The 23,239-nt window shown below is 65.1% G+C and carries 25 protein-coding genes; 10 read left to right on the forward strand and 15 right to left on the reverse strand.

Annotated elements, in window-relative coordinates; genetic code table 11:
- Positions 1-18: 18 nt before the first annotated feature.
- Complete coding sequence (locus I6F24_RS01550) at positions 19-336, reverse strand: metalloregulator ArsR/SmtB family transcription factor (protein WP_036005951.1); 318 nt, start codon at positions 334-336, stop codon at positions 19-21.
- Positions 337-456: 120 nt separating this feature from the next.
- Here I6F24_RS01550 and I6F24_RS01555 point away from each other — a divergent pair, with 120 nt between their 5' ends.
- From I6F24_RS01555 to arsC, 4 genes are read left to right on the forward strand one after another with little or no spacing between them, the layout of a single operon-like run.
- Positions 457-819: a metalloregulator ArsR/SmtB family transcription factor gene (locus I6F24_RS01555; RefSeq protein WP_225127214.1), complete on the forward strand. Its 363-nt coding sequence runs from the start codon at positions 457-459 to the stop codon at positions 817-819.
- Complete coding sequence (locus tag I6F24_RS01560; protein WP_225127215.1) at positions 812-1,339, forward strand: arsenate reductase ArsC; 528 nt, start codon at positions 812-814, stop codon at positions 1,337-1,339. The genes I6F24_RS01555 and I6F24_RS01560 overlap by 8 nt, the downstream gene beginning before the upstream one ends.
- Positions 1,339-2,040, forward strand: a complete 702-nt coding sequence (locus I6F24_RS01565) for an MIP/aquaporin family protein (RefSeq protein WP_036005890.1) — start codon at positions 1,339-1,341, stop codon at positions 2,038-2,040. Before I6F24_RS01560 ends, I6F24_RS01565 begins: the two co-directional genes overlap by 1 nt.
- Positions 2,037-2,438, forward strand: coding sequence for an arsenate reductase (glutaredoxin) (gene arsC, locus I6F24_RS01570; RefSeq protein ID WP_225127217.1), 402 nt, complete (start codon positions 2,037-2,039; stop codon positions 2,436-2,438). Before I6F24_RS01565 ends, arsC begins: the two co-directional genes overlap by 4 nt.
- A 35-nt stretch (positions 2,439-2,473) precedes the next feature.
- Here the strand turns inward: arsC and I6F24_RS01575 are convergent, their stop codons facing one another.
- From I6F24_RS01575 to I6F24_RS01600, 6 genes are all read right to left on the reverse strand, one after another.
- Entirely contained in the window at positions 2,474-3,238 is a 765-nt protein-coding gene (locus I6F24_RS01575; RefSeq protein ID WP_036005895.1) for a hypothetical protein, read from the reverse strand.
- 2 nt (positions 3,239-3,240) lie between these two features.
- Positions 3,241-3,450 (reverse strand): hypothetical protein, encoded by a 210-nt coding sequence (locus I6F24_RS01580; protein ID WP_036005954.1) that lies wholly within the window; start codon positions 3,448-3,450, stop codon positions 3,241-3,243.
- Positions 3,451-3,458: 8 nt separating this feature from the next.
- A complete protein-coding gene (locus I6F24_RS01585) occupies positions 3,459-3,902 on the reverse strand; it encodes a hypothetical protein (protein WP_036023194.1) in 444 nt (147 codons plus the stop codon).
- A 24-nt stretch (positions 3,903-3,926) separates the two neighbouring features.
- On the reverse strand, positions 3,927-7,343 hold the full coding sequence (locus I6F24_RS01590; protein ID WP_225127219.1) for a CHAT domain-containing protein: 3,417 nt from the start codon (positions 7,341-7,343) through the stop codon (positions 3,927-3,929).
- Between the two features lie 213 nt (positions 7,344-7,556).
- Positions 7,557-8,318: a hypothetical protein gene (locus I6F24_RS01595; protein ID WP_036023191.1), complete on the reverse strand. Its 762-nt coding sequence runs from the start codon at positions 8,316-8,318 to the stop codon at positions 7,557-7,559.
- A gap of 16 nt (positions 8,319-8,334) precedes the next feature.
- Positions 8,335-8,523 (reverse strand): hypothetical protein, encoded by a 189-nt coding sequence (locus I6F24_RS01600; RefSeq protein WP_036005903.1) that lies wholly within the window; start codon positions 8,521-8,523, stop codon positions 8,335-8,337.
- Between the two features lie 255 nt (positions 8,524-8,778).
- Between I6F24_RS01600 and I6F24_RS01605 the strand changes: the two genes are divergently transcribed.
- Positions 8,779-9,753, forward strand: a complete 975-nt coding sequence (locus tag I6F24_RS01605; RefSeq protein ID WP_225149868.1) for a DUF2336 domain-containing protein — start codon at positions 8,779-8,781, stop codon at positions 9,751-9,753.
- Between the two features lie 84 nt (positions 9,754-9,837).
- Here I6F24_RS01605 and I6F24_RS01610 read toward each other — a convergent pair whose 3' ends face one another.
- From I6F24_RS01610 to I6F24_RS01625, 4 genes are all read right to left on the reverse strand, one after another.
- Positions 9,838-10,182 carry a DUF1491 family protein gene (locus I6F24_RS01610; RefSeq protein ID WP_225149869.1) on the reverse strand — a complete coding sequence of 115 codons (345 nt, stop codon included), beginning with the start codon at positions 10,180-10,182 and terminating at the stop codon, positions 9,838-9,840.
- Between the two features lie 46 nt (positions 10,183-10,228).
- Positions 10,229-10,441 (reverse strand): hypothetical protein, encoded by a 213-nt coding sequence (locus tag I6F24_RS01615; protein ID WP_024339804.1) that lies wholly within the window; start codon positions 10,439-10,441, stop codon positions 10,229-10,231.
- Between the two features lie 147 nt (positions 10,442-10,588).
- A complete protein-coding gene (locus I6F24_RS01620) occupies positions 10,589-11,305 on the reverse strand; it encodes a peptidoglycan-binding domain-containing protein (protein WP_225149870.1) in 717 nt (238 codons plus the stop codon).
- Complete coding sequence (locus tag I6F24_RS01625; protein WP_225149871.1) at positions 11,298-13,163, reverse strand: ATP-binding protein; 1,866 nt, start codon at positions 13,161-13,163, stop codon at positions 11,298-11,300. Before I6F24_RS01625 ends, I6F24_RS01620 begins: the two co-directional genes overlap by 8 nt.
- A gap of 412 nt (positions 13,164-13,575) precedes the next feature.
- Here I6F24_RS01625 and I6F24_RS01630 point away from each other — a divergent pair, with 412 nt between their 5' ends.
- The 3 genes from I6F24_RS01630 to I6F24_RS01640 all read left to right on the forward strand — a co-directional run bounded on the left by I6F24_RS01630 (position 13,576) and on the right by I6F24_RS01640 (position 15,787).
- Positions 13,576-14,034, forward strand: a complete 459-nt coding sequence (locus I6F24_RS01630) for a DUF5330 domain-containing protein (RefSeq protein ID WP_036042942.1) — start codon at positions 13,576-13,578, stop codon at positions 14,032-14,034.
- Between the two features lie 70 nt (positions 14,035-14,104).
- Positions 14,105-14,533 carry a SufE family protein gene (locus I6F24_RS01635; RefSeq protein ID WP_057027182.1) on the forward strand — a complete coding sequence of 143 codons (429 nt, stop codon included), beginning with the start codon at positions 14,105-14,107 and terminating at the stop codon, positions 14,531-14,533.
- 462 nt (positions 14,534-14,995) lie between these two features.
- Positions 14,996-15,787, forward strand: a complete 792-nt coding sequence (locus tag I6F24_RS01640; protein WP_346656897.1) for a transposase — start codon at positions 14,996-14,998, stop codon at positions 15,785-15,787.
- Between the two features lie 20 nt (positions 15,788-15,807).
- Here the strand turns inward: I6F24_RS01640 and I6F24_RS01645 are convergent, their stop codons facing one another.
- Positions 15,808-16,224 (reverse strand): MucR family transcriptional regulator, encoded by a 417-nt coding sequence (locus I6F24_RS01645; protein WP_036005917.1) that lies wholly within the window; start codon positions 16,222-16,224, stop codon positions 15,808-15,810.
- Positions 16,225-16,371: 147 nt separating this feature from the next.
- Positions 16,372-17,238, reverse strand: a complete 867-nt coding sequence (locus tag I6F24_RS01650; protein ID WP_225149872.1) for a DUF308 domain-containing protein — start codon at positions 17,236-17,238, stop codon at positions 16,372-16,374.
- Between the two features lie 329 nt (positions 17,239-17,567).
- Here I6F24_RS01650 and I6F24_RS01655 point away from each other — a divergent pair, with 329 nt between their 5' ends.
- Both I6F24_RS01655 and I6F24_RS01660 read left to right on the forward strand, forming a co-directional pair.
- Positions 17,568-19,217, forward strand: a complete 1,650-nt coding sequence (locus I6F24_RS01655; protein WP_074447486.1) for a glycosyltransferase family 39 protein — start codon at positions 17,568-17,570, stop codon at positions 19,215-19,217.
- A gap of 186 nt (positions 19,218-19,403) precedes the next feature.
- Positions 19,404-20,183 (forward strand): class II aldolase/adducin family protein, encoded by a 780-nt coding sequence (locus I6F24_RS01660; protein ID WP_036005973.1) that lies wholly within the window; start codon positions 19,404-19,406, stop codon positions 20,181-20,183.
- A 202-nt stretch (positions 20,184-20,385) separates the two neighbouring features.
- On the opposite strand, the gene I6F24_RS01665 is transcribed toward I6F24_RS01660, so the two are convergent.
- Both I6F24_RS01665 and I6F24_RS01670 read right to left on the reverse strand, forming a co-directional pair.
- Entirely contained in the window at positions 20,386-21,780 is a 1,395-nt protein-coding gene (locus tag I6F24_RS01665) for a M20/M25/M40 family metallo-hydrolase (RefSeq protein WP_128262629.1), read from the reverse strand.
- Between the two features lie 5 nt (positions 21,781-21,785).
- A complete protein-coding gene (locus tag I6F24_RS01670) occupies positions 21,786-23,132 on the reverse strand; it encodes a glycosyltransferase family 87 protein (RefSeq protein ID WP_225149873.1) in 1,347 nt (448 codons plus the stop codon).
- Positions 23,133-23,239: the final 107 nt, after the last annotated feature.

Raw genomic sequence — 23,239 nt, forward strand, 5'->3', positions numbered from 1 at the left:
AATAACTGGCCAAATCAATCAGGCTGCGGTCTGCGCAGCCTTGCATCCCGCTTCTTCCGCACAGCACTCCGCGGCCAGGAAATCGACCAGCCCGCGCATGGCGTCAAAATTGGCGCGGCAGATCAGGGTCGTCGATTCCCTGATCTGACTGACCAATCCGACCGAGACCAGCGTCTTGATGTGGTGCGACAAGGTCGACGCCGGAATCTTCAGCTTGTCCTGCAGGCGGCCGACCGGCATGCCCGCGTGCCCGGCCCGGACCAGCGCCCGGTAAATCTGCAGGCGGGTCCGATTCCCCAGGGCTTCCAAGCGTGCTGCTGCGTCGTCGATCTTCATGCGCGACATGATGCGCCTGTGCAGCCCCGCTGTCAAACGATAATTCCAGAATATTGGAAATACGAGGTCGCCTGGATTTCGGGTTGACATGTTGCCGGAAATTTCCATAAATCTGGATATATGGAAACAGAGCAAGCCGTCCTGGCGCTCGCCGCGCTGTCTCAACCGACCCGTCTGGAGGCGTTCCGGACGCTGGTCAGGCACGAGCCTGACGGTCTTGCGGCCGGCGATCTCGCCCGCCTGTTGGAAGTCCCGCAAAACACGCTGTCGGCGCATCTGTCGATTCTGAGCCGCGCCCGCCTCGTGTCCTCCGAGCGGCACAGTCGCTCGATCGTCTACCGCGCCAATCTCGGCGAATTCCGCGACGTCGCGCTCTTCCTGCTGCGCGATTGCTGCGGCGGACGGCCGGAGGTTTGCGAGCCCGTCGTCGAGACCTTGCAATCGTGCTGCTCGCCAAAACGAAAGGAGCGAAGCCGTGTCTGATCACAGGTTTAACGTCTTGTTCCTATGCACCGGCAACTCGGCGCGATCGATCTTGGCTGAGTCGATCCTGCGCAAGGACGGCGGCGGCCGCTTTCAGTCCTTCTCCGCCGGCAGCGCCCCGAAAGGCGCAGTTCATCCGCTGGCGTTGCGCACGCTGGAACAGACGGGCTATCCCACCGACGGAATGCGCTCGAAAAGCTGGCTGGAGTTTGCCGCTCCGGATGCACCGGTGATGGATTTCGTCTTCACCGTCTGCGACAACGCAGCGGGCGAGTCCTGTCCGATCTGGCCGGGCCAGCCGATGACGGCACATTGGGGCATCGAGGATCCTGCCGCGGCAGAGGGTTCAGAACTGGAGAAACAGGCGGCATTCGTCACCGCGTTTCGCTATCTGAGAAACCGCATCGCTACATTCGTGAACCTCCCGCTGAGGAGCATCGACAAGCTTTCGCTCGGCATCAAGCTGCGCGAAATCGGCCGCTCCGAAGGTGCAACCGATTTGGCGCCGAAGGCCGGCTGATGGACAGTTTCGATCTCCCGCGGCGCCTCGCGGCTGAAGCGCTCGGCACGGGTATTCTGGTCGCCACCGTGGTCGGCTCCGGCATCATGGCGGAAACGCTGACCAAGGACGTCGCCCTTGCGCTGCTCTGCAACACCTTGCCGACCGGGGCCATTCTGGTTGTCCTGATCACGGTGCTCGGTCCGATCTCCGGCGCACATTTCAATCCCGCAGTGACGCTCGTCTTCACCGGCAAGCGCGAGCTGCCGGTCAACGAGGCCGCGCTTTACGTGATCGCGCAGATCGCTGGCGGCATCGCGGGAACGCTGGCGGCGCATCTGATGTTCGGCCTGCCGCTGCTCGACCTCTCGACGAAGGTCCGAACCGGAGGGCCGCAATGGTTCGCCGAAGCGGTCGCTGCGTTCGGGCTGGTCGCGACGATCCTGGCCGGCATCCGGTTTCAGCGGACGGCCATCCCCTGGCTGGTCGGCCTTTACATCACGGCCGCCTATTGGTTCACGGCTTCCACGTCGTTTGCCAACCCTGCGGTGGCCATCGCAAGGTCGCTGACGAACACGTTCGCCGGCATTCGCCCCGCTGACCTGCCCGGATTCATCCTCGCGGAACTCTGCGGCGCCTTCGCGGGCATGCTGCTGATGAACTGGTTGCTCGGCCGCTCACGCGCGTCCGCCTCGGTCGCAATCACGGAGACAGTTCGATGACCGTCACGATCTATCACAATCCCGCCTGTGGCACCTCGCGCAACACGCTGGCGATGATCCGGCAGAGCGGCGTCGAGCCTGATGTCATCGAATATCTGAAGACTCCACCCTCGCGGGACAAGCTCAAGGAACTGATCGCGACCATGGGCATTCCGGTCCGCGCGCTGCTGCGCGAGAAGGGAACGCCTTACAAGGAGCTCGGCCTGGACGACCCCAAATGGAGCGATGAGCAGCTCCTCGATGTCATGATCGCCCACCCTATCCTCATCAACCGGCCGATCGTGGTGACGCCAAAGGGCACGCGCTTGTGCCGGCCGTCGGAAGCCGTGGTCGATCTCCTGGACAATCCGGTTGGCCGGTTCGTGAAAGAGGACGGCGAGGTGGTGGAAGCGCGCTAGGCCTGAAGGCGCGCCGTGAGACAGATGCAGTCGAGCTAGCCCAGCAAGCCCTTCAACCCCGCATAGATCGAGCCGATACCGGTCGCAGCAACGCCCGCGAGCGGCCCGACGGTCTGCATGAGATCCTGAATCAAGCGGGCACGACGGCGCAGCTGTTCCTCGCCGACATGCTGCCCGAGCAGCCGCGCCACCCTGAATGCGAAAGCGTTCGGCTTGCCTCCCTGCGTCAGCACACGCGGCAGGATCTGGAAGATCACGACGCTGAGAATGTTGCCGGAGACGAAGGCGAGCAGGATGCTCGCGCCATATTCGAACACTTCACGCCATTCGATCCAGATCGTCGGAAGGATCGGAACATGGTCATGGATCCCCGTAACCGTCAGCATCGATAGGACGCTGACGGCCGCTGCCAGGAACGCCAGCACGAACGCCGTCAGGGCGGACACCCGGTGCAACGGATAGGCCACGAAGCCGAACAGCAGCGGTATGGCGATCGATGCAATCCGGAGCGGGATGGGGGACACGTTGAAGGTGATGGTCACGAGCACGTGCGCGATCACCAGCAGCAGGGCTGGAATGACCACATAGAGCACCGCATGCGTTCCGTAATAGCGCAGCGGATTGTTGTAGCGCTCGAGACGGACGTTGACGCGATCGAGATCCCGCCTGAGCTTGTCCAGCTCGGCAACGATCTCGTCGATCTCGAGGAGCGTCGGTCGCACGACGCGCAAGTCGCGCGAACAATGCTTGCACGCGATGGCTTCGTCCTTGATCGTCTCGGCGCAGAACGGACATTCCATCGCTAGCGCGACTTCCCTCGCCTCATAATGGCTTCGATCTCGCCTCTGGCCCGCTTCAGTTCATCGCGCAGATCCTCGCGCTTGCGCAAGAGATCGTCGCGCTCGGCAAGCAACGTGGCGGGAACGGCGATGTCGCGCCCGCACGAGGCGCAGACCAGCGCACCCTCGGCATTTTCCGACCGGCAGTAGAGGCACGCCACTTGCGAGTTCACCTGCGAGCTCACTTGGGCGCAACCTTCAGGGTGAAGACGGTCGTGCCCGGCCGGCCATCGCTGTCCTTGATGTCGACACGCATCGTGTACTCCCCCGGCGGCAACTCCGCATCCTGCATGTTGATGCCATCTGGCTGCACGAAGGGCCTGACCCGAGGCGTCAGGTCGACGTTCGGCGTTCGGAGGAAGATCACCTTGACCGATTCCGGATCGATCTTGGCCCCGCCATAGGACTGGAATTTCAACACCAGCCGCAGAGGAGAATTCGCGGGAGCGCCCGGCGAGACGAACTCAATTTTCGGGCCGCGCATGATGCCGCGCTGATCGACGGCGACCGCGCCTTTGGGAGGCGGCAGCTTGGCCTCCTCTTCCGTGATCAATGGCGCGGCGAGCGAGGATCCCGCGGCCAACAGACCCGCAACCACCAGAGCCAGTAGAGCATTCCGCTTCATTTTCCTTGCCCCCTTTCCCATTCGTCAACGCAAGCCGCCATCGCCGATGATCGTGTAAGGCGCCCAGAACAGCGGATGCGCATAGGCAAACTCGGTCTTGCCCTCGCTGTTGAGATAGCCGGGACCATCGACAAGAGCCATCGTCGCCTGGCGCAGCGCTTCGCTGCGCGACAGCTTGGGATCGTCGGCCTGCCGCTTGAACAGGTCCGTCACCAATTGCCGCGCCGACTGGGAGTGCACCGACCAGTTCGTCACCAGCAGGGCGCGCGTGCCGGCGTAGAAGAACGCGCGGCCCAACCCGGAGGCCGCCTCGGCCCCTGCGCCTGCGCCGGCGCCGGTATTGCAGGCCGACAGGACGACCCAGTCCGCATCGAGCTTGAGACCGAGAATCTCTTCCATCGTCAGCAGTCCGTCGCCGCCCTCGCCCGTCACCACCGGCGACGACAGAGCGAGCGCCGGCTGCGTCAGCCCGTTGAGTTCGCCCGGGACCAGACCGTGGGTCGCAAAGGCCAGGATCCTGAAGCCGGAGAGATTCATCGTCTTCACCGCGCTCTCGGTCGCGCTCTTGCCGAGGAACAGCACCTTCGAGGGATCCGCCTGCAAGGCCAGCGCGATCGACTTCAACTCATCGGCGGTATCGGGAAGCCGAGGCAGCAGACCGAGTTCGGCGCTATCGACGCCGTCGAGCTTGGGACTGTTGCGCCGCTTCAGCGGCCCGCCGCGCGTGATGTTGCCGCCGGCATCGGCCAGCTGAATCTTCTCACCCGTGCCTTCCGCCTCGGCGTGCTGATCGCTGTTGAAATAGGGATCGCCGAACGCGACGAGGTCGCCGCGGCCGGGCTTGCCCGGCGGCAACTGCCGCAGCGTGCGCAGCGCCGCCGCCGACGGCACCGTCGACACGGCATGGGTTCGCGCCAGCCACGGCACGTTGCGATAACCGACGAAGAGCGGGTCTTCGTCGGCGGCCACCTCCGCCGGTGCCGTCGGCAACAAGGCGAGCGGCAGCAGGCCCAGCGCACCGTTGGTGACAACGATCAGGTTCTTGGCCGGCTTCCAGCCGCTCTCGACCGGCTTGAGCAGCAGCTCGTACAACTCATGGCCGAGCTTGAGATCGAACGGTGGAATGTCCGAGATCATCGCCGCCTGCGGCTCGAGCGCCTCGCGCAGCTTGCGGATCTTGCTCTCGATGTCGCCGATCCTGGCCTGGACGGCGGCGAATGCCACCGGCCCCGACTTCGGCACGGCCCAGACGAAGCTGCCGTTCTGGCCGAAATAGAACGACAGCATGGCCTCGCCGTCGGTCAGCGTCGCGCGGATCTCGGCGACGCTCGGCGGCCTGGGCGAGACGAGATCGGCATAGATCGGGAATTTCTGCTTGATCTCCTGGCGCGCCTTGTCGCGCTGGCCGCGCAACGCCGCGATCGAGGCCTGTATCTGCTGCACGCCTTTCTCGTCGCGTTCCGCTGCGGGAAGCGCGAGCACGTTGTTGAGCGTACCGAGCTGGGCGTTGACCTGCTTGCTCAGATCCTGCTCCTTGCGCACGAGCTCGGCCAGCGCGGGATCCTTTGCCGCCGCACGCGCACTCGAGGCAGCCAGCGCCTGCTGCACCGAGCGGCCGCGGACGGCATCGGCCAGGCTGAATGTCTCTTCGCCGACATTGGTGCCGCCTCCTTCCACCCTGCCGAGCAGCAGCAGATAGCTCTCGACGATGGTCTGCAGCCGCTGGCTGCGCGCGGCCACCACGGTCGTGTTCTCGTCGTCGGCGTTATCGTTGGCGCTCGCCATCATCACCGGAATGGCGGCCTTGAACTCCCTGATCGCGTCGGCATCGCGGCGGGCGCGCATCAATCCGACCGCCAGCGTGCCGCGTGCCGAGGCGGCGTCGAAATGATTCTCCCCCACCCGCGCGATCTGCCTCTTCACGAGCTGCTCCGCGGCGGCAATGCCGGCGTCCAGCTGCCCGGAATCATAGAGGGACAGGATGCGAGAGGGATTGAGCTCGAACACCTGGCGGCGCTGCGGGTCCCAGCCGGCGACGGCCTTTTCTATCCTCGCAAACATTTCGCCCGCTTCGGCGTTCTGGCGGCGAAGCGTCAGGATGCCCGCAAGCTGCGACAGCAACTGCACCGTCGCCTGCGAATCCTCGGGCACACCCACCGTCTTGTTGATGTCGAGGGCGACACGGCCGAGCTTCTCGGCCTCCTCGTAGCGGCCCTGGTCGACCAAAATGCCCGCCATCCCCATGACGAAGCGCGGCGTGACCGGATTGTACTTGCCGGTATCCTTCAGGCGCGACAGCAGCGCGCGGCGCGCATCCACCTCGGCCTCGGCCAGCTTGCCCTGCTTCGCCTTCATGCGCGCCTGGCTCAACACGGTGCCATCGATCGCCTGCAGCAGAAGGGTCTCGGCCGGCGCACTGTCCGACGCCATGATGGCCTTCGTGCTTGCGCGCTTGCGCAGCTCGGCGGTGCGATAGGCGGCCTCGGCATCGGCGAACTGTCCGCGTGCCTCGAAGATCGCGGCGCGAGTGAGCTCCAGCTCGCCTTCCCAGCTCTGGCCGAACTTCGCATAGGCCGCACGCCAATTGGGATGGCCGCTGGTGCGGGCCTCCTGGATCGCGGTCTGGGTGCGGCGGAGATAGGCTTCGGCCTGTGCGAGGTCGCCCATCTGGATGAGAACGACCGCGATCCCACGGTTCGTCACGAACTGAAATCCCTTGGCGCCCGGCATGCTGGCCGATTCGCGCAAAAGTCTCTGCATGATCTCGAGCGCGCGCTTCGGATCGCCCGCGAGCGAGTGTTGCAGGGACTGGAGCTGCAACATGCGCCCCAGCAAATTCGGGCCGACTGCGCCGCGCCCGACCTCCACGGCCTTGTCGGCGTCAGCCATCGCTTCGGCGAGCCGGCCGAGCTGCGCGCGTGCATTGGCGCGATCGAAATAGAGCTGCGCGAGGTCCTGGCGGGACTCCTTGCCCGTGGGCACGGCGTCGGCCTCCGACTTCAATTCCGCGATCATCTTCTCGTTGGGCTTGTCGCCGTCGAGGATCGCCGTGATGTCGGAGATGCTGCGCGGCGGGGCGACGAAATCCTTCGGCAGTGCCGTGCCTGCCTCGAGCTTGGGCGCCGTTTCCTTGGGAAGCTCGACGGCGACATTGGCGCGGCCATTGGCGGCATTGAGCGCCGCCATGACACAGGCCCTGACCTGCGGCGTTGCTTTTGCCCGGCAGGCTTCGAGATTTGCGCCTCCGGCAGGTCCGCCGCCGGCGCGCATGCAGGCCTGCACGATCGGCTTGCCGACCCTCATCCGGCAATTCTCGAGCGCTGCTTCCTTGGTCAGCGCGGCCGCGGAGCCAGTCGATCCGAGCAGAATGGCAACTGCCAACAGGCGGCCCGAGGAAATGTCCAGACGGCTCTTGCGCGGATGCGCGGCGTTTAAGCTCATCTCGAAGGACCTTTGGATAAAATGAATTCGAAGAAACGATGCGATCCTATCCGGCCGGCGCGGAAGGACAAGGGCCATCAATGCGGTTCCCGGAGAACCTCAACCAGGTGGGCGGCGGCAGGCGGCGCACTCCCGTGGAACCGGTCAGGCGGCCCGGGGAATCGGGCCGATCGGCCGCGGGGCGGCCGCGCTCAAAGGGCTGAGGACCCGTGCTTAGCCCTTCGAGACCACCGCGCGACCATAGGGCGGTTGCCCCTGGACCGGCGGATTGGCGGTCTGGGCGGCGAGCTCGCCGATCAGGCGGTCGGCATCGGCGGCCATGCCGTCGGGGGCCTGGATCACCAGGCGCTCCAGCGCCCAGCGATAGGACGAGATGCGCTGCTCCAGGCATTGCTGCACCCACTGGATGATCAGCGAGTTCTCCTGCATGCGCGCGACCGCGTCGTCCCTCTCCCTCGGCGACAGCGCGGAGACACGCGCCATGCTGGCATCGCGCTTCCTGTCGAGATCGATGACGCGGATCGCGGATGCGAAGAACGGCTCGAAGCGGGTGATGTCGTTGCGCACGTCCTCGATCAGCTGCGCATAGCGCGAGGAATGCGAGCGGTGCGGCTCGTCGATCAGGGTGCGCCCGTACATGGTGCGGTCGAACACGACCTTCTGCCGCCACGGCGAGGGCAGCGCCTTGTAGTCGCCGAACACGCTCTTCCATGCGGGGCGCGACAGCGGCGGCTCGATCATGGGATAGGCGAGATCGCGAAGCTGGCGCTCTTCGTCGGTGAGCTGGAATTGCGATGGTCTCAGGCCGACGCTGGAGGTGACCTCCGCACCGAGCCAGCGATGCATGTCGTCGCTGCGCATGCTCTCGCGGGTGCGGCCGAAGTCGCCGCCGCTACACGCCGCGAGCAACGCGCCTAGCAGCGTGAGCAGGACGGCCGATAGGACAGGCCGGATCTGGCGGATGACGTCCGGCATTGCATGAAGCCGAATGTCAGCGGCGGCGACGACGGCGCCCCGGCGCTGTGCCCTGCTCCGGTCCGCGATCGCCGCTGGTTTCGTCCGCCTCGCGCTCGATTCGAATCACGGGAAGGATCAGAACCGTTCCCATGTCCGCGCGCGGAGCGACATCCCCGGACGAGCCCACCCGGCGACCGGCCGGAAATTCGATGATGGTCCCCATGTCAGCTCTCTTCAATTGCCGCGCGACCGAACGCGCCCCAGCAACATGCATTCATTAAGATCAGCTCATGGTTAACGGGGTGTAAACGGGCCGCTTCAACCGTAGCCGCACGGACCGCGCCGCGCCGTCCCGTTGCGGCACGACAACGCCTCAAATTGCAGGGCCGGCTTCACGCCTCGTTTTCCTTAACGAGGCTTTAAACGAAGCTGCGCTAGGCTCGCCCCCAAGTATCTTTCCCGAGTTGCGTACGCCTCCATGACCAAGTCGCTGTTTCCCGGATTCGACGGGCTGATGACCCTGTCCCGTCGCGAAGGTGTCGATGTCCGTCCGACGCTGCTGCGCGTGCTGACCGACCTCTATGTCCAGACGAGCACCCACAGCGACGACGAGCAGCGGCAATTCGTCGAGCTCGCCACGCGGCTGATCGACCAAGTCGACGATGCGACGCGCGCGGCCGTCAAGGCCCGCCTCGCGGTCTATCCGCAGACGCCCGTCCCGATCCTGCAGAAGCTCGGCCTGGTCGCCACCCAGGAAGGCCGCAGGGTTCCACTGGCCCGGGAGATCCCCGCCCCGCCGCGCGCGTCTGCTCCGGCGCGCGTGCCGACCGAGGCCGAGCAACGCATGGCCGCCAACTTGGCGATGCAGCCGAAAGAGGCGGCCGAGATCCACGACATGTTCTTCCGCGCCGGCGCCTCCGAGCGCGCGCTGATCCTGCATAATCTGGCGCAGACCCCGCTGAAAGCCGCCCCCCGTATTCCGACCGTGCGCGCCAAGCGCGCGATCCAGATCCTGGAGATGGCGGCGATCGCGGGCGATATCGAAAGCTTCACCTTCGAGCTCGGCGACAGCCTGATCCTGCCCTCGCGCGTCGCAGCCCAGATCGTCGACGATGCCGGCGGCGAGGCGCTTGCCGTTGCCGCACGCGCGCTCGACATGCCGAGCCCGGTGTTCCAGCGCATTCTCTTGTTCTTCAAGCCGGAGATCGGAACGTCCGTGAACGCCGTGTACCGCCTGTCGCGGCTCTATGACCGTCTCGCCGAGCGATCGGCGCTGGTGATGCTGGCGGCCTGGCGCGGCTCGACGCTCGCGGTCACCCGCGCGAAGTATCAGTCCTCGCTGCATGACGGGGAGCGCCAGCGCGCACGCGCCGGCGCGAGCCAGACGCGGCCGGGCGTGCAGCCCGGCTCGAGCCCGGAGGTGCGGACGGGGACTAATCCGTCGGATCGCTGATTTGCTTACGCCGCCTCAGCGAGCGGCAGCGGTGAGGCACGCAACGAACTCCAACCCCGTCATTGCGAGCAATGACGGTTGAGGCTACGCCTTGGCCAATTCCAGAAAATGCCGGCCCGCGCGATCCTCGGTCTCGACGATCCAGGCATCCGGATCGAAGCGGATTTCCTTGATCAGCCGCTCCTCGATCGTGTGATCCGGCAGAGGCTGCGGCGCGACAGGGACGAAGAAGCGATCGACCGGCCGGCCATCGTCATAGACGGTCTGCGGCGCCGGCGCATACAGCATCGCATTGCCGTCGAGCAGCGACACCTTCACGAACACCGCGCCCGCCTCCTCGGCACCGCGACGCCGCACGGCGCCGAACACGCCCTCGGTCTGGCACCGGCGCAAGTAAGCCGCCACCCAAATATTGGATTTCAAACGCATGAATTCGACGATAGGCCAGTGCGAGGCCTCACGCCAGCTTTACGTCTCACGCCTTGCGCGTGCCGTCCTGACCACCGCGAATCTGCGTTGCGATGAAGTATGACAGCGGCATAGCGAGTGCAAATCCTACCGCCACGGCATAGGGGATGTTCCTGATGGCGTCGGCGGCAAAACTCGGGACCATCAGCACCACGATGAGGCTGATGCCCGCCAGCGTCGTGCCGAGCATGATCCAGACGAGAATCGAGACCTTGAACATGACGACCTCTCTTCCTTGATGAGATGAGCCATCTTGTTCCTGCGGCCGCCGGCCGTCATTGATCCCACTCAAATCGCAATCGTATCGGATCCGGTCCATCGTGCCGGCGCCGGCAATTGACCTGCGTCAACGACACTCGACGTGCGGCTATTCGACCGGGCGGCCGATCGCAGCGGCGAGCTCGCGCAGCAGCCGGTCCGAGACCTGGCCGGTGACCTGCATCTTGTGCTCGCGCTCGAACTTCTGGATCGCGGCCTGGGTCTCGCCGCTCATGGTGCCCGTGATCTTCAGATTGCCGTAGCCGTATTCGGACAGCGCGCGCTGCACGCCGGCAATGCGGCGTGCGGCCGGGCTTTGCGCCGGGATCGGCGCCGGCGGACGCAGGGCCGCGGGCGGTGTCGAGGTGGTCGCCTTGACCAGATTGGTCATCGGATCGTTCGAGCGCGTCGATGCGGTCGCCTCGACCGGCTTTTCGGGCGGCTTCTCGGCAGCACGCTCGGCGGGTTTGGGCTCGACCGGCTTGGGCTCCACGCGGAACTCCGTCGCGCGCGGCTCGAGCGGCGAGGTATCGGCGCCGACGGGGCGCGGACGCGGCATGGGATTCGACAGCGGCACGGACGACGGCGCGGGAAGATTGATCACCGTGCCGAACATCGGCGCGGGATGCCGGCCGGTCTGTAGGAACAGCGCATTGGCAACGATCGCGGCGATCGCGGCGACGGCGACGAGGCCGGCCAGCGTGTCCTTGGGGCTGTGCAGCAGCACGCGCATCACGAGGTTGCGCTCGGTCTCGACGTCGACAACCGCAGCCTTGGCGCCACGGCGGCGCGGAGCGGCTTCGTCCTTGGCAGACTTCTTAGGCACTTTTCTTCACCAGAGCGGGTTGGTCCTGAGACTGATCGTGAGCTTGGTCTTGAAGATCCTGACCTTGAAGATCCTGGCGCAGCGCCGGCGTCAGCGTCGCAATCTTGCGCTCGGCCGGCTTGGCTTGCGGCGGCGTGTAGACGAGCGGCAGCTTGACGGTGACCGCCGTGCCCTCGCCCAACCTGCTTTGTACCGTCAATTCGCCGAGATGCAACGCCACGAGACTCTTCACGATCGAAAGTCCAAGGCCGGTGCCCTCGTGCCGGCGCTGATAGGTCGTGCCGGCCTGGAAGAACGGCGCGCCGATGCGCTTGAGATCGTCGGGCGCGATGCCGACGCCGGTGTCGCTGATGCGCAGCGTCAGCTGCGAGCCGGACACCGCGGCCGATACGCAGACCTGACCGCCGCGCTCTGTGAACTTGATGGCGTTGGCGACGAGGTTGAGCACGATCTGCTTGAAGGCCCTGGGATCGCCGGTCATGACGGGCAGGTCCTGCGGCGCGTCGGTGATCAGGTCGATGCCGTTCTCCCGCGCCTTCAGCGCCAGCAAATTGCAGCAATGCAATAGCGAAGCGCGCGGCGCGAACGGCTCGGACGCGATCTCGAAATTGCCCGATTCCATCTTCGACATGTCCAGGATGCCGTTGACGACCGACAGCAGGTGCTGGCCGGAATCGTTGATCAGCTGGGCGTATTCCTTGCGCTGCGCAGCACCCAGCATCAAGGCCTGCTCCTGCGCGATCATCTCGGAGAAGCCGATGATGGCGTTGAGCGGCGTGCGCAGCTCGTGGCTCATGGTGGCAAGGAAGCGCGTCTTGGCGGCATCGGCCGCCTCGGCGGCGCTGCGCGCCTGGTCCAGCGCCTGCTCGAAAAGCTTGCGGTCGGTGACGTCGCGCATCACCGCGACGACTTCGGCTTCGCACGTGACGTCACGCGCGCTGTCCTGATCGAGCGGACGGCAGCGCATCTCGACCCAGATGAAATCGATCTGGCCGCGCTCGGCGGCGGGCTCGCGCCGCAGCCTGAACTCGACGCTGCGCACCTCGCCGCGCGCCGCGTCGGACAGTGCCGTGAGATAGGCCGGCCGATCGGCGACATGGACACGGTCGAACAGGCCGTGGCCGAGCAGTTGCGCCACCTGCGCTCCGAGCATGGCCTCCACCGCCGGCGAGATGAATTGCACCGCACCGTTGCGCTGATGCCGCGAGATGACATCGCTCATGTTGCGCGCCAGCAGGCGGTAACGCTCCTCCTCGCGCGACAACAGCGCGACGCTGGTGCGCGCGAGCGATTCCGCGCCGAAGGCGAGGCCGGCGGCATAAAGAGTGGCAGACGTGACCCCGAAAGCCATCAGCACGCCGCGCTCGGCGGCACTCGGCTCAACCACCGGCAGCCAGCCGAGCTGGCTGACCAGAATCAGCATTCCGGCGCAGGACAGCGCAAGCAGCGAGGCAAACGCCGCGACGCGGCGCGAGGCCGACAGCGCAGCTTCGAGCGGAACCACGATCAGCCAGACCGCGGCGAAGGATTCGATGCCGCCCGTCGTGATCGCGACAGCCATGATCAGGCCGGCGAGCGCCAGCGACGACAGCACGTGCGCGCCCTCGTAACGGCCGGTGCGCGACAGGAACCAGGACAACATGATCGGCGCGATCAGCCAGGCAAAGGCCGCGACCTCGATCGCGCTCGGCGCGCCGCGCATGGCGAGATAGACCGGAAATGCAGCGAAGGCGCCGAGGCTGCCGAGCAGCCGCGGTGCCATGAAGGCGCGATGGCGCGCGCGCATCAGCGCATCGTAGCGCGCGGAGGGATGCAGCAGTGCATCGAGACAATCGCGGATGATACTCAAAACTGTCACGGGTCTCGCGCTTCGGCTCAATCGTCTCTTGGAAGACGCGCCGGAACGCCTCCTTGTCGTTGAGCCACCGTGTCAGAGCGACCTTAAACGAGTGCTAAGGCGGCACAGCGTGTGGCCGGACACCGCGTTATCGCGGAGCTTTTTAGACGATTTGGCGACGTCTTCGCTGCGAATGGTGAACGCAGGGTTTCACCCTGCTCCGCATGGTTTCGAATTGGTGGATGCGGGCGGCCGGCAGAACCATGGGTACGGGCGTCAATCGAAAATTTACCGGAACGTCGCTCCCGAAGAATCTGACGTCAATTTTCCGCGAATTAAGCTCAAGGCAATCACTTGCGATTTATCGAGGATCGCTAGGTCCGACATCCGCGGGAGATCGCCGCGGGCGGAGTCTAACGGACAGGTCGATAAGATGCGCTTTCTGCTCCGCATCACATTCTGGCTCGGGCTGGTGCTGGTGCTCCTGCCGCGGGACAAGACGCCCGAATCGGACAAGCTGCCGCAGATCGGCGCCGCCGATGCGGTGCAGGCCGCGACCGCGGCCGTTTCCGACGTGACCCAGTTCTGCAAGCGCCAGCCGGCGGCCTGCGAGGTCGGCGGCCAGGCCGCGACCATCATCGGCCAGCGCGCCCAGGACGGCGCGAAGAAGCTCTATCAGATCATCAACGACAAGAAAGAGCAGATCACCAACGACAAGAACGACGGCGGCAGGAACGACGGCAGCAAGACCGACAGCAAGAAGGCGCCCGACCATACCGGCTCGATCGCGCTGGCCGGCGAAGGCGATCTTGCAGCGAGCGAGGCGCCGCGCGATACCCTGACCCAGGACGACCTTGCGCTCGAATGGCGCGGACCGGGGCCGGCGAATTAAGCGTCCAGGCCCTATCGATTTCAGGGCTTCGCGTCTCTATATTGGCGGTAAGCGGGAACTGCGGGCCGATATGACGACGATCGACGACATCAGGGATAATTTCGAGCTTCTGGACGAGTGGGACGACCGCTACCGGTACGTCATCGAGCTCGGCCGCACTCTGGAACCGATGCCGGAGGCGGAACACTCGGCCGAGAACAAGGTGCAGGGCTGCGTCAGCCAGGTCTGGCTGCAGAAGACGGTCGATCGCAGCAATGGCGAGCCGGTCCTGAAATATCGCGGCGACAGTGACGCCCATATCGTGCGCGGGCTGGTCGCGATCGTGCTCGCGCTGTATTCGGGCCGCACGCCGCGGGAGATCCTCAATACCGACGCGATCGCCGTGTTCAACGAGTTCGGCTTTCGCGATCATCTGACGCCGCAGCGCTCCAATGGCCTGCGCTCGATGGTCGAGCGCATCAAGACCGATGCGAGAGAGGCGCTCGCGGAAGCGTCGTAAGATGCTCTCGTAGGGTGGGCAAAGCGGAGCGTGCCCACCTCCTGTGTATAATGAAAACTCGTGGGCACGGCGCTTTGCGCCTTTGCCCACCCTTGTAATAGCGCAATCGGATATTGATTGGGGTGTTCCGAGAGGAATGGCCTGCCGGGGCTGCAACCCCGGCAGGCCGCTGGCGATCGGATCGAGCCCACCCAGAGCAGTTTGTGGCTGCCCGGTAGCGTGATCGCGTCAGCACCTTCATCGGACCCGGATGGTTGCCGGAACAATCTGGTTCGCTTCACAAGGCAGGGGTCGGCGAAGATGACGAAGACTACCACGATTGCGGCCGGTATCGATACGGCCAAAGACAAGCTGGACGTTGCGGTTTGCGGACAGGTTCTGCGTTTGCAGGTCGCAAACTCAATGCGGGGCTGAAAGCAACTACGCTCAGAGCTGACAAAAGCGGGCGTCGAACGCGTCGGAATCGAGGCGACCGGTGGTTACGAGCGTGGTGTGGTCAACCACCTGCGGGCAGCGGGTTTTGTTGTTTTGGTTCTCCAACCAATCCAGGTGCGGGCTTTTGCGCGCCTGCACCGCCAGAGAGCCAAGAATGATGCTCTCGATGCGGCCTTGATTGCCGCTTGTGCGGCTGCAATCGAACCGCATGAGATTGCGCCAGATCCGCGACTGACTGCGCTTGCCGATGCCCTCACCTTCGTCGAACAGATCGAGGAGGATATCGCTCGCTTCAAGACCAGGCTCGAGCACATCGGTGAACCACGCCTTAAACGAATGGTTCTCGCCGACATTGCGCGGCTCAAGGTACGAAGACTCGCGCAGCTGCGCCTCATCGCCAAGCAATTGCGCGCTCACCACGATCTCGCTGTTCGATTTGATCTCGTGCTTAGCGTTCCAGGCATTGGCGAACGCACCGCGCTGGCCCTGATCATCCGGATGCCGGAGCTCGGCCAGATCAGCCGAGAGCAGGCATCGGCACTCGCCGGCCTAGCTCCTTTCGATGACGACAGCGGAAAACACCGGGGCCAGCGCCATATCGCCGGCGGCCGGGGCCGCCTTCGGCGCTCCCTCTACGCCGCGGCGCTCCCAGCAGCCTTTCGTTGGAATAAGGCGCTGATCGGCCTCTACAGCCGCCTGACAGCCGCAGGAAAAGCGCACAGCGTCGCCCTGATCGCTTGCGCCAGGAAGCTCCTTATCTACGCCAACACCGTTGTTGCCCGAGGTACGCCCTGGCGTGAAAATACCGCCGCAACTTAATGGTTGCTACAAGACCCCGACTACTTCCGCTTCCGCTGCTGCTGCCCGAGGCCCATCTGCTTGGCCAGTTGCGAGCGCGCCACCGCATAGTTCGGGGCGACCATGGGATAGTCGGCCGGCAAGCCCCACTTCTCGCGGTACTGCTCCGGCGTCATGTTGTACTGCGTGCGCAGATGGCGCTTCAGCGACTTGAAGCGCTTGCCGTCTTCGAGGCACACGAGATAATCGGGCGCGATCGACTTCTTGAGCGAGACGGCGGGCTTGGCCGGCTCCAGCGGCGCAGTCTCGGTGCGGCCTGACGAAACCCGCACCAAGGCGCCATGCACCTGACTGATCAGGTTCGGAATCTCGGCCGCCGGCGTCGGATTGTTGCTGAGATAGGCCGACACGATGCTCGCGGTCAGCTCGATGAAATTCTTCGCCCCCGCATCCGACATGCGCCCTCCCTTGTCCGCTTGTGGCTTACAGGATTGACGACACCGAAGTATTCCCTGTCAAGAATACATTCGGCTGAAACACGATGACTGACGGCGAGGCACTGATTACTGGTTAAAAGCGCCCGTCTACTTGAGCGCGCGGTCGCTTCAACCGCGCTGGTCGAGATGGGCACGGAGCTCGTCGATCGAGGCAAAGCGCATCATGCCCTCCGGCATCTGCGCCTCGATGGAGCCATCGGAATAGAGCGAATACGCCATGCCATCGACGACGCCGGACTTGAGCACCGTCACCGGCGGGGGCTCCACGAGCGGCGGCGGCTCGGGCGCCGGCTCAGGAGCGGTCTCCGCCAAGGTCGACGGCGAGCGCGGCGGCGGCGGACGGCGTTGGGCGGCCGGCGGCTCCGGCGGGCGCGCACGGTCCGGCTTCGGCCAGGCGACGTCGAAGCTCGCAGGGGGCGAAAGGTTCGGGGCCTCGCTGGGCTCCGCGGGCGGCGGGGGAGTTTCAGTGGATTTTGCCTCCGCGCGCTCGCGCTCCTTGCGCGAGGTCGAGGCGAACAGCAGGTTGCGCCGGCGCGACGCTTCCGGAGCGGGAGGCGGTGTCGGGGCTTCCGGCTCCTGCTGCGGTGCCTCGGCACGCGGCCGCTCGCGCGCTGCAGCTTCGCTCTGCCACGGCGGCGGACTTGCGGGCGGTGGCGGCGGCGCCGGCTCGGCTCTCACCGCCGCAGCGGGCACCGGCTCGGGCGCGACTACGCCAGGCACAGCGAGGCCCGGCAGCGCGGGCCTGACCCGAACCTCGGATGGCGCGACCGCACCGGCCAGCCGGCGTGCGATGCCCCTGAGCTCGAGCAGCACCAGATGCAGGCCGACCAGTAACATTCCGGAGCAGACGCCAATGGTGCCGGAGACTATGAGAGTCCCACCGAGGCTGAATTCCCTGATCGTCATGCCGAAAATCACCGCGAGGAGACCCGCCAGCACGGCGCAAATCCCCACGATCAGCAATGCCAAATTCATCGAACTCACCCCCGGCCGCGCATCACGCGCGAGAACCGCTACGCCACGATACCGTCATACGCTGTTCCACGCCAACGGCCAATTCTGGGCAGTGTTCCTAAAGGGAAGGAAATCAGGGACTTATTCACATTCCCTTCAGCCGGGGCTCGCTACTGCTAAAGCTGCTCGCAAAGTCAGCTGAATGGGTGCCAACCGGAATTGCTGCGTCGCATCAGGAATTTAGCCATAATGCCCAATTACTTGGTAATGGAACTGCGCTATAGGGAGTCCGGGGTTGAGGCCCGCGCGCGCCAGCAGGGCCAAAAGGGGATTCCGGGGCACCGATAGCCATGACATCCATCACGACTTCGGCGATCGACACGCCTCAGCGGCGCTCGATCGAACGGACTTGCGACGATCTCGCCATGCTGGTGCTGGCCGCGGTCGCCGTCATTGCAGGCTTGACCTTCCGCGACTACGGGCTCGGCTGGGACGACTACACCCACGCCGAATATGCCGACCTGCTGCTGCGCATGTTCGGTTCCGGCTTCAAGGACACCGCGGCGCTCTCCTTCGCCAATCTCTACATGTATGGCGGCGGCTTCGACATGGTCGCGGCCCTGCTGCACAAGGTCATTCCGCTCGAGCTGTTCGAGACCCGCCGTCTGGTCGGCGCCATCGTCGGCGTAATCGGGCTTGCCGTGACATGGCGGCTCGGCCGCCGCATCGGCGGACCGCTTGCCGGTCTGGCTTCCCTCCTCCTGCTTGCGCTCTGCCCGACCTTTTACGGCCACATGTTCATGAACCCGAAGGATGCACCCTTCGCGGTCGCCATGGTCGTCCTGATGCTCGGCCTCGTCCGCCTCGCCGAGGAATATCCGCAGCCATCGCCGCGCACGATCCTGATCGTCGGCTTGGGGGCCGGCCTTTCGCTCGGCTGCCGTGTTCTCGGCGGACTCGCGCTCGTCTACGCCGTGGTCGGCTTCGTGCCGCTGTTCCTGGAGGAATTGCGCACCGAAGGTCCGCGCGAATCCGTTCGCCGCTTCGCCCATGTCGTCTATGTGTTGCTGCCAGGCCTCGTGCTCGGCTACCTCGTGATGGGCCTGATCTGGCCGTGGTCGATCATGGAGCCAGGCAATCCCTTGGCGGCGCTGACCTACTTCTCGCATTTCTTCGAGAAGCCGTGGAAGGAGATGTTCGACGGTGCGATCGTATCGGTGCCCGACATGCCCTGGTCGTATCTGCCGACGCTGTTCGCCCTGCAGCTGCCCGAGGTGATGCTGGTTCTGATGGGCGGTGCGATCGTCAGCACCTTCGCCATGCTGCCGCGGCGCGAGGTTCCGGCACGCCGCAAGACCATCCTCCTGATGCTGACGCTGGCTGCTACCCTGCCGCTCGCGATCGCGATGGTGAAGCGCCCGGCGCTCTACAACGGCATCCGCCATTTCGTCTTCGTGATCCCGCCGATGGCGGTGCTCGGCGGCGTCGCCTTCGCCTGGACCATGGAGCGCCTGCGGGCCAATCACCGCACCTGGCAGCCGGTCGTGCTCGCCACCTTCTGCTTCGGCCTTGCGCTGTCGCTCGCCGAGATGATCCGGCTGCACCCCTATCAATACACGCACTTCAACCACATTGCCGGCACCGTGCGCGGCGCCGACGACCGCTTCATGCTGGACTATTGGGGCCTCGCCTTGAAGCAGGCCTCCGACGGATTGCGCGAGCAGCTCGTCGAGCGCCAGGAAGTGCCGCCCGGCAACCGCAAATGGAAGGTGGCGGTGTGCGGTCCGCAGCGCCCGGCCCAGGTGGCGCTCGGGCCCGACTTCACCATCGGCTGGGATTCCAACGCGGCCGATTTCGCCATGACGCTCGGCGAGTTCTACTGCAAGGGCCTCACCGCCCCGGTCATGGTCGAGATCAAGCGCGACGACGTGGTGTTCGCCCGCGTCTACGACATCCGGGGGCGCGGCATTTCCAGCCTGCTGTCGATCCCGGCACCGTAGTCATCTCCCCGTAGCCCGCATGGAGCGAAGCGTAATCCGGGACCTGCCGTGTCGCGCGAGCGGCCCCGCATTCGCTTCGCTCCATGCGGGCTACGCTGAACTGCCGCGCTCCCGACGCGCCTTGCTGCCAGCGGCGAGCGGTACTACGCTCCTCCTCCGCAACAACGAGGTTCGGAGAGATCAGCCATGTCGCCAGCAGAAGCCCGCCTGAGGGAAGTCCCCTCCAACATGACGGAGGCGGAGTGGCAGCAACGGGTCAATCTCGCCGCATGCTATCGCCTGGTCGCGCTGTACGGCTGGGACGATCTGGTCGACACCCACATCTCCGCGCGCGTGCCCGGTCCCGACCATCACTTCCTGATCAATCCCTACGGGCTGATGTTCGAGGAAATCACGGCCTCCAGCCTCGTCAAGGTCGACCTGCACGGCAATCAGCTCTCCGAGAGCGAGTACAGCATCAATCCTGCCGGCTTCACCATCCATTCGGCGATCCACGAGGTGCGCGAGGACGCGATCTGCGTGCTGCATCTCCACACCCTCGACGGAACCGCGGTGTCGAGCAGCGCGGAAGGGCTCTTGCCCCTGAACCAGACCGCCCAGCTCGTCACCCACGACCTCGCCTATCACGACTATGAAGGCATCGCGCTCGACCACGAGGAGCGGCCACGGCTGCAGAAGGATCTCGGCGACCACAACCACATGCTCCTGCGCAATCACGGCACGCTGACGGTCGGCCGCTCGGTCGCCTCCGCGTTCGAGCGCATGTACCATCTCGAGCGCGCCTGCTCGATGCAGGTGCGCACGCGCGCGCTCGGCACGCCGGTCTATCCGGTCGAGGAGATCGCGATCGAGAAGAACACCGAGCTGCTCGCCAACCGCGACCGCGCCGAGCTGCGCGCAAACAACCTCGTGTGGCCGCCCTTGCTGCGCAAGCTCGACCGCGTCAATCCCGGCTACCGGTCTTGAGATATTCACGAAATTGAGGTAGTGTTTCCGTCGAACTACCTCTGCACGTATTGGAATGAAACGCCGCCCAATTCCGGGCGGCGTTTTTGTTTCGTGAACTTCGTAGGGTGGATTAGCGAAGCGTAATCCACCTCTTCTCTTGGTGCAGCCCGCAAGAGTTGGTGGATTACGCCTTCGGCTAATCCACCCTACCGCACCGCGCCTATTTCACCTCCGCCAGCGCGGCGAGGATCCTTGCCCAGGAGCGGATGCCCTTCTGGAAGCTCTGCAGGTCGTATTTCTCGTTCGGCGAGTGGATGTTGTCGTCGTCGAGGCCAAACCCCACCAGCAGCGAGTCGAGGCCGAGCGTGCGCTTGAAGTCGGCGACGATCGGGATCGAGGCGCCCGAGCCCATCAGCACGGTCTCCTTGCCCCATTCCTCCGCGAGCGCCTTGCTGGCGGCGGCGAGCGGCTTCATGGTCCAGTCGAGCGCGACTGCGGGCGCGGCGGAATGGTCGCCGAACTCGACCTTGCAGTCGCCGGGAATGCGCGCCGTCACGTAATCACGGAAGGCCTTGCGGATCTTTTGCGGGTCCTGGCCCTGAACCAGGCGGAACGAGACCTTGGCCGAGGCATGCGAGGGGATCACGGTCTTGGAGCCCTCGCCGATATAGCCGCCCCAGATGCCGTTGACATCGCAGGTCGGGCGCGTCGAGGCCTGCTCGACCAACAGCCTGCCCTTCTCGCCAGCCGGGAGCGACAGCCCGACCGGCTTGAGAAAGGTCTCGGGCGTGAAATCGAGCTTCTTCCACTGCTCCAGGATATCGGGCGGCGTGTCCTTCACGCCGTCATAGAAGCCGGGGATGGTGATGCGGTTGTCGTCGTCGAACAGGCCACCCAGGATCTTCGTGAGCAGGCGGATCGGGTTCATCGCGGTGCCGCCGAACACGCCGGAATGCAGATCGCGATTGGCGGCGGTGATCTTGAGCTCTTCATAGAGCAGGCCGCGCAGCGAGGTCGTGATCGCCGGCGTGTTGCGGTCCCACATGCTGGTGTCGCACACCAGCACGTAATCGGCCTTGAACTCGTCCTTGTTGGCCTCGATGAAGGGCACGAAGTTCTTCGAGCCGACCTCCTCCTCGCCCTCGATCAGGAAGGTGACGTCGACCGGCAGCGAGCCCGTCACCTTCTTCCAGGCGCGGCAGGCCTCGACGAACGTCATCACCTGCCCTTTGTCGTCCTCGGCGCCGCGCGCGACGATGATCTTGCGGCCGTCGGCATGATCGGTGACGACGGGCTCGAACGGCGGACGGTGCCAGAGATCGAGCGGGTCGACCGGCTGCACATCGTAATGGCCGTAGAACAGCACGTGCGGCCGGCCGCCCGCGCCGGTCTTGCCGACGACGGCGGGATGACCCGCGGTCGGCCTCACCTCGGTGGCAACACCGAGGCTGGCGATGTCCCTGGCGAGATGCTCGGCGGCAGCCTTGCAATCATCGGCGAAGGCGGGATCGGCCGAGATCGACTTGATCCGCAGCAACGAGAACAGGCGCTCCAGGCTGTTATCGAAATCCTTGTCGATGTGGTCGAGCACGGATTGGAGCTGCGCGTTGGCCATGATTGCTATCCTGATTGTTGAGTCTCAAGAGGTCCGGGTTTTAGCGCCGGTGCGGCCTTAGGGCTAGCCGCAAGCGGCGGATGCCGGATGTGCCAGGCGAGACACCCTGCGAGGATGGCGGTCGCAGCGAGGTTGTTGCCCCAAGCCTGGAAGGCGAGCGGAAACCACGGCAGCGACAACACCATGAGGATGCCGGCCGCACTGAGGGCAAGCCAGGTTCCCAGGCGCACATGCGCTCGCTCGTCGAAGGCGGCCCGATGCATCAACACCGTCACCGGGAAGTACAGCCACATGAAATAGTATTGCCGGGCCAGAGGCGAGGCGACCGTCATGAGACAGAACAAGATGCCGAGCTCTTCGGCATCCGAGCGCGCCGTCCGCCGCGCTTGCCGCGGCATGACCGCAACGAAGCCGAGCCCGAGCAGCGCCGACAGCGCGAGCACGATCCAGTTCGCCGTCCTGTAGTCGACCTCGATCAGATTCATGGTGCGCGGCGGCTTGCTGGGATCGTCCTGATTGTAGTTGATCGGCCGGACCAGCCGATGCGTGACGGCAATGAGGGACTGGTTGACCCACGACCAGTTCTGCTCGTCACGCTGGCCAAAGCCCTTTTCCGAGCTGGTCCCGACCATGCCCTGGTACCAGGTCGCCAGCTCGGCCGCGTTGCGCTCGAAGCCGCGGATCGGTGCCGGCACGACATAGAGAAGAATGCCGGTGAAGACGATCGCGCTGACCAGGGCCGCCCATTTGCGCCGCCAGGCCAGATAGGGCAGCACGGCGATCGGGAACACCTTGATGGCGGCGGCGAGCGCGAACATGAAGCCGGCCAGCCACGATCGCTGATGCCGCAAGCTCCAGAAGCCGTAGAGCATCATCGCCAGAAGGAGGAGGTTCGGCTGGCCGAGGTCGAACATGTCGAACACGAAGGTCACGGTGGCGACGACCGGCAGCGCCTCGAGCCAACGACCCGGCGCGCGGTCCGAGCCGGTCATGACCTGGGAGAACGCCGCGGTGTACCACCACGCCACGGCGTTCAAGATCGACAGGACGACATAGAGCGGGATCTTGCCGAACCAGCTCGGGATCGCCAGCAGGATTGCCGGCAGCGGTGGATAGATGAAATCGAAATGCTCGACGGCCGTGGCAGGATACAGCGGCCCACCCTCCAGGACCTGCTGTCCGGCCCAGTACCAGAGCGAGTAGTCCTTGGTCTTGCCGCGGCCGAAAATCTCGGGGACAAGCACGTCGGCGATCAGGAGGACGCAGCAGAGCAGAAAAAGCAGATCCAGCGGCGCAACCAGCGACGGGCGTCTGGGTGCGTCAGGCTTGGCCAACGGGGCGGGCGGGGTCACGATGTAGTCCTGAGCGGCGACGACACAGGACCTAGCAGACCGGCGAAGGCTTGCAGAGCCCTTCACCTGAATTTGTGCGCCGTGGTAGCTCGGACGAGCAGATATCA

The sequence above is a fragment of the Bradyrhizobium sp. BRP23 genome (genome assembly GCF_020194135.1).
GTDB lineage: Bacteria > Pseudomonadota > Alphaproteobacteria > Rhizobiales > Xanthobacteraceae > Bradyrhizobium > Bradyrhizobium yuanmingense.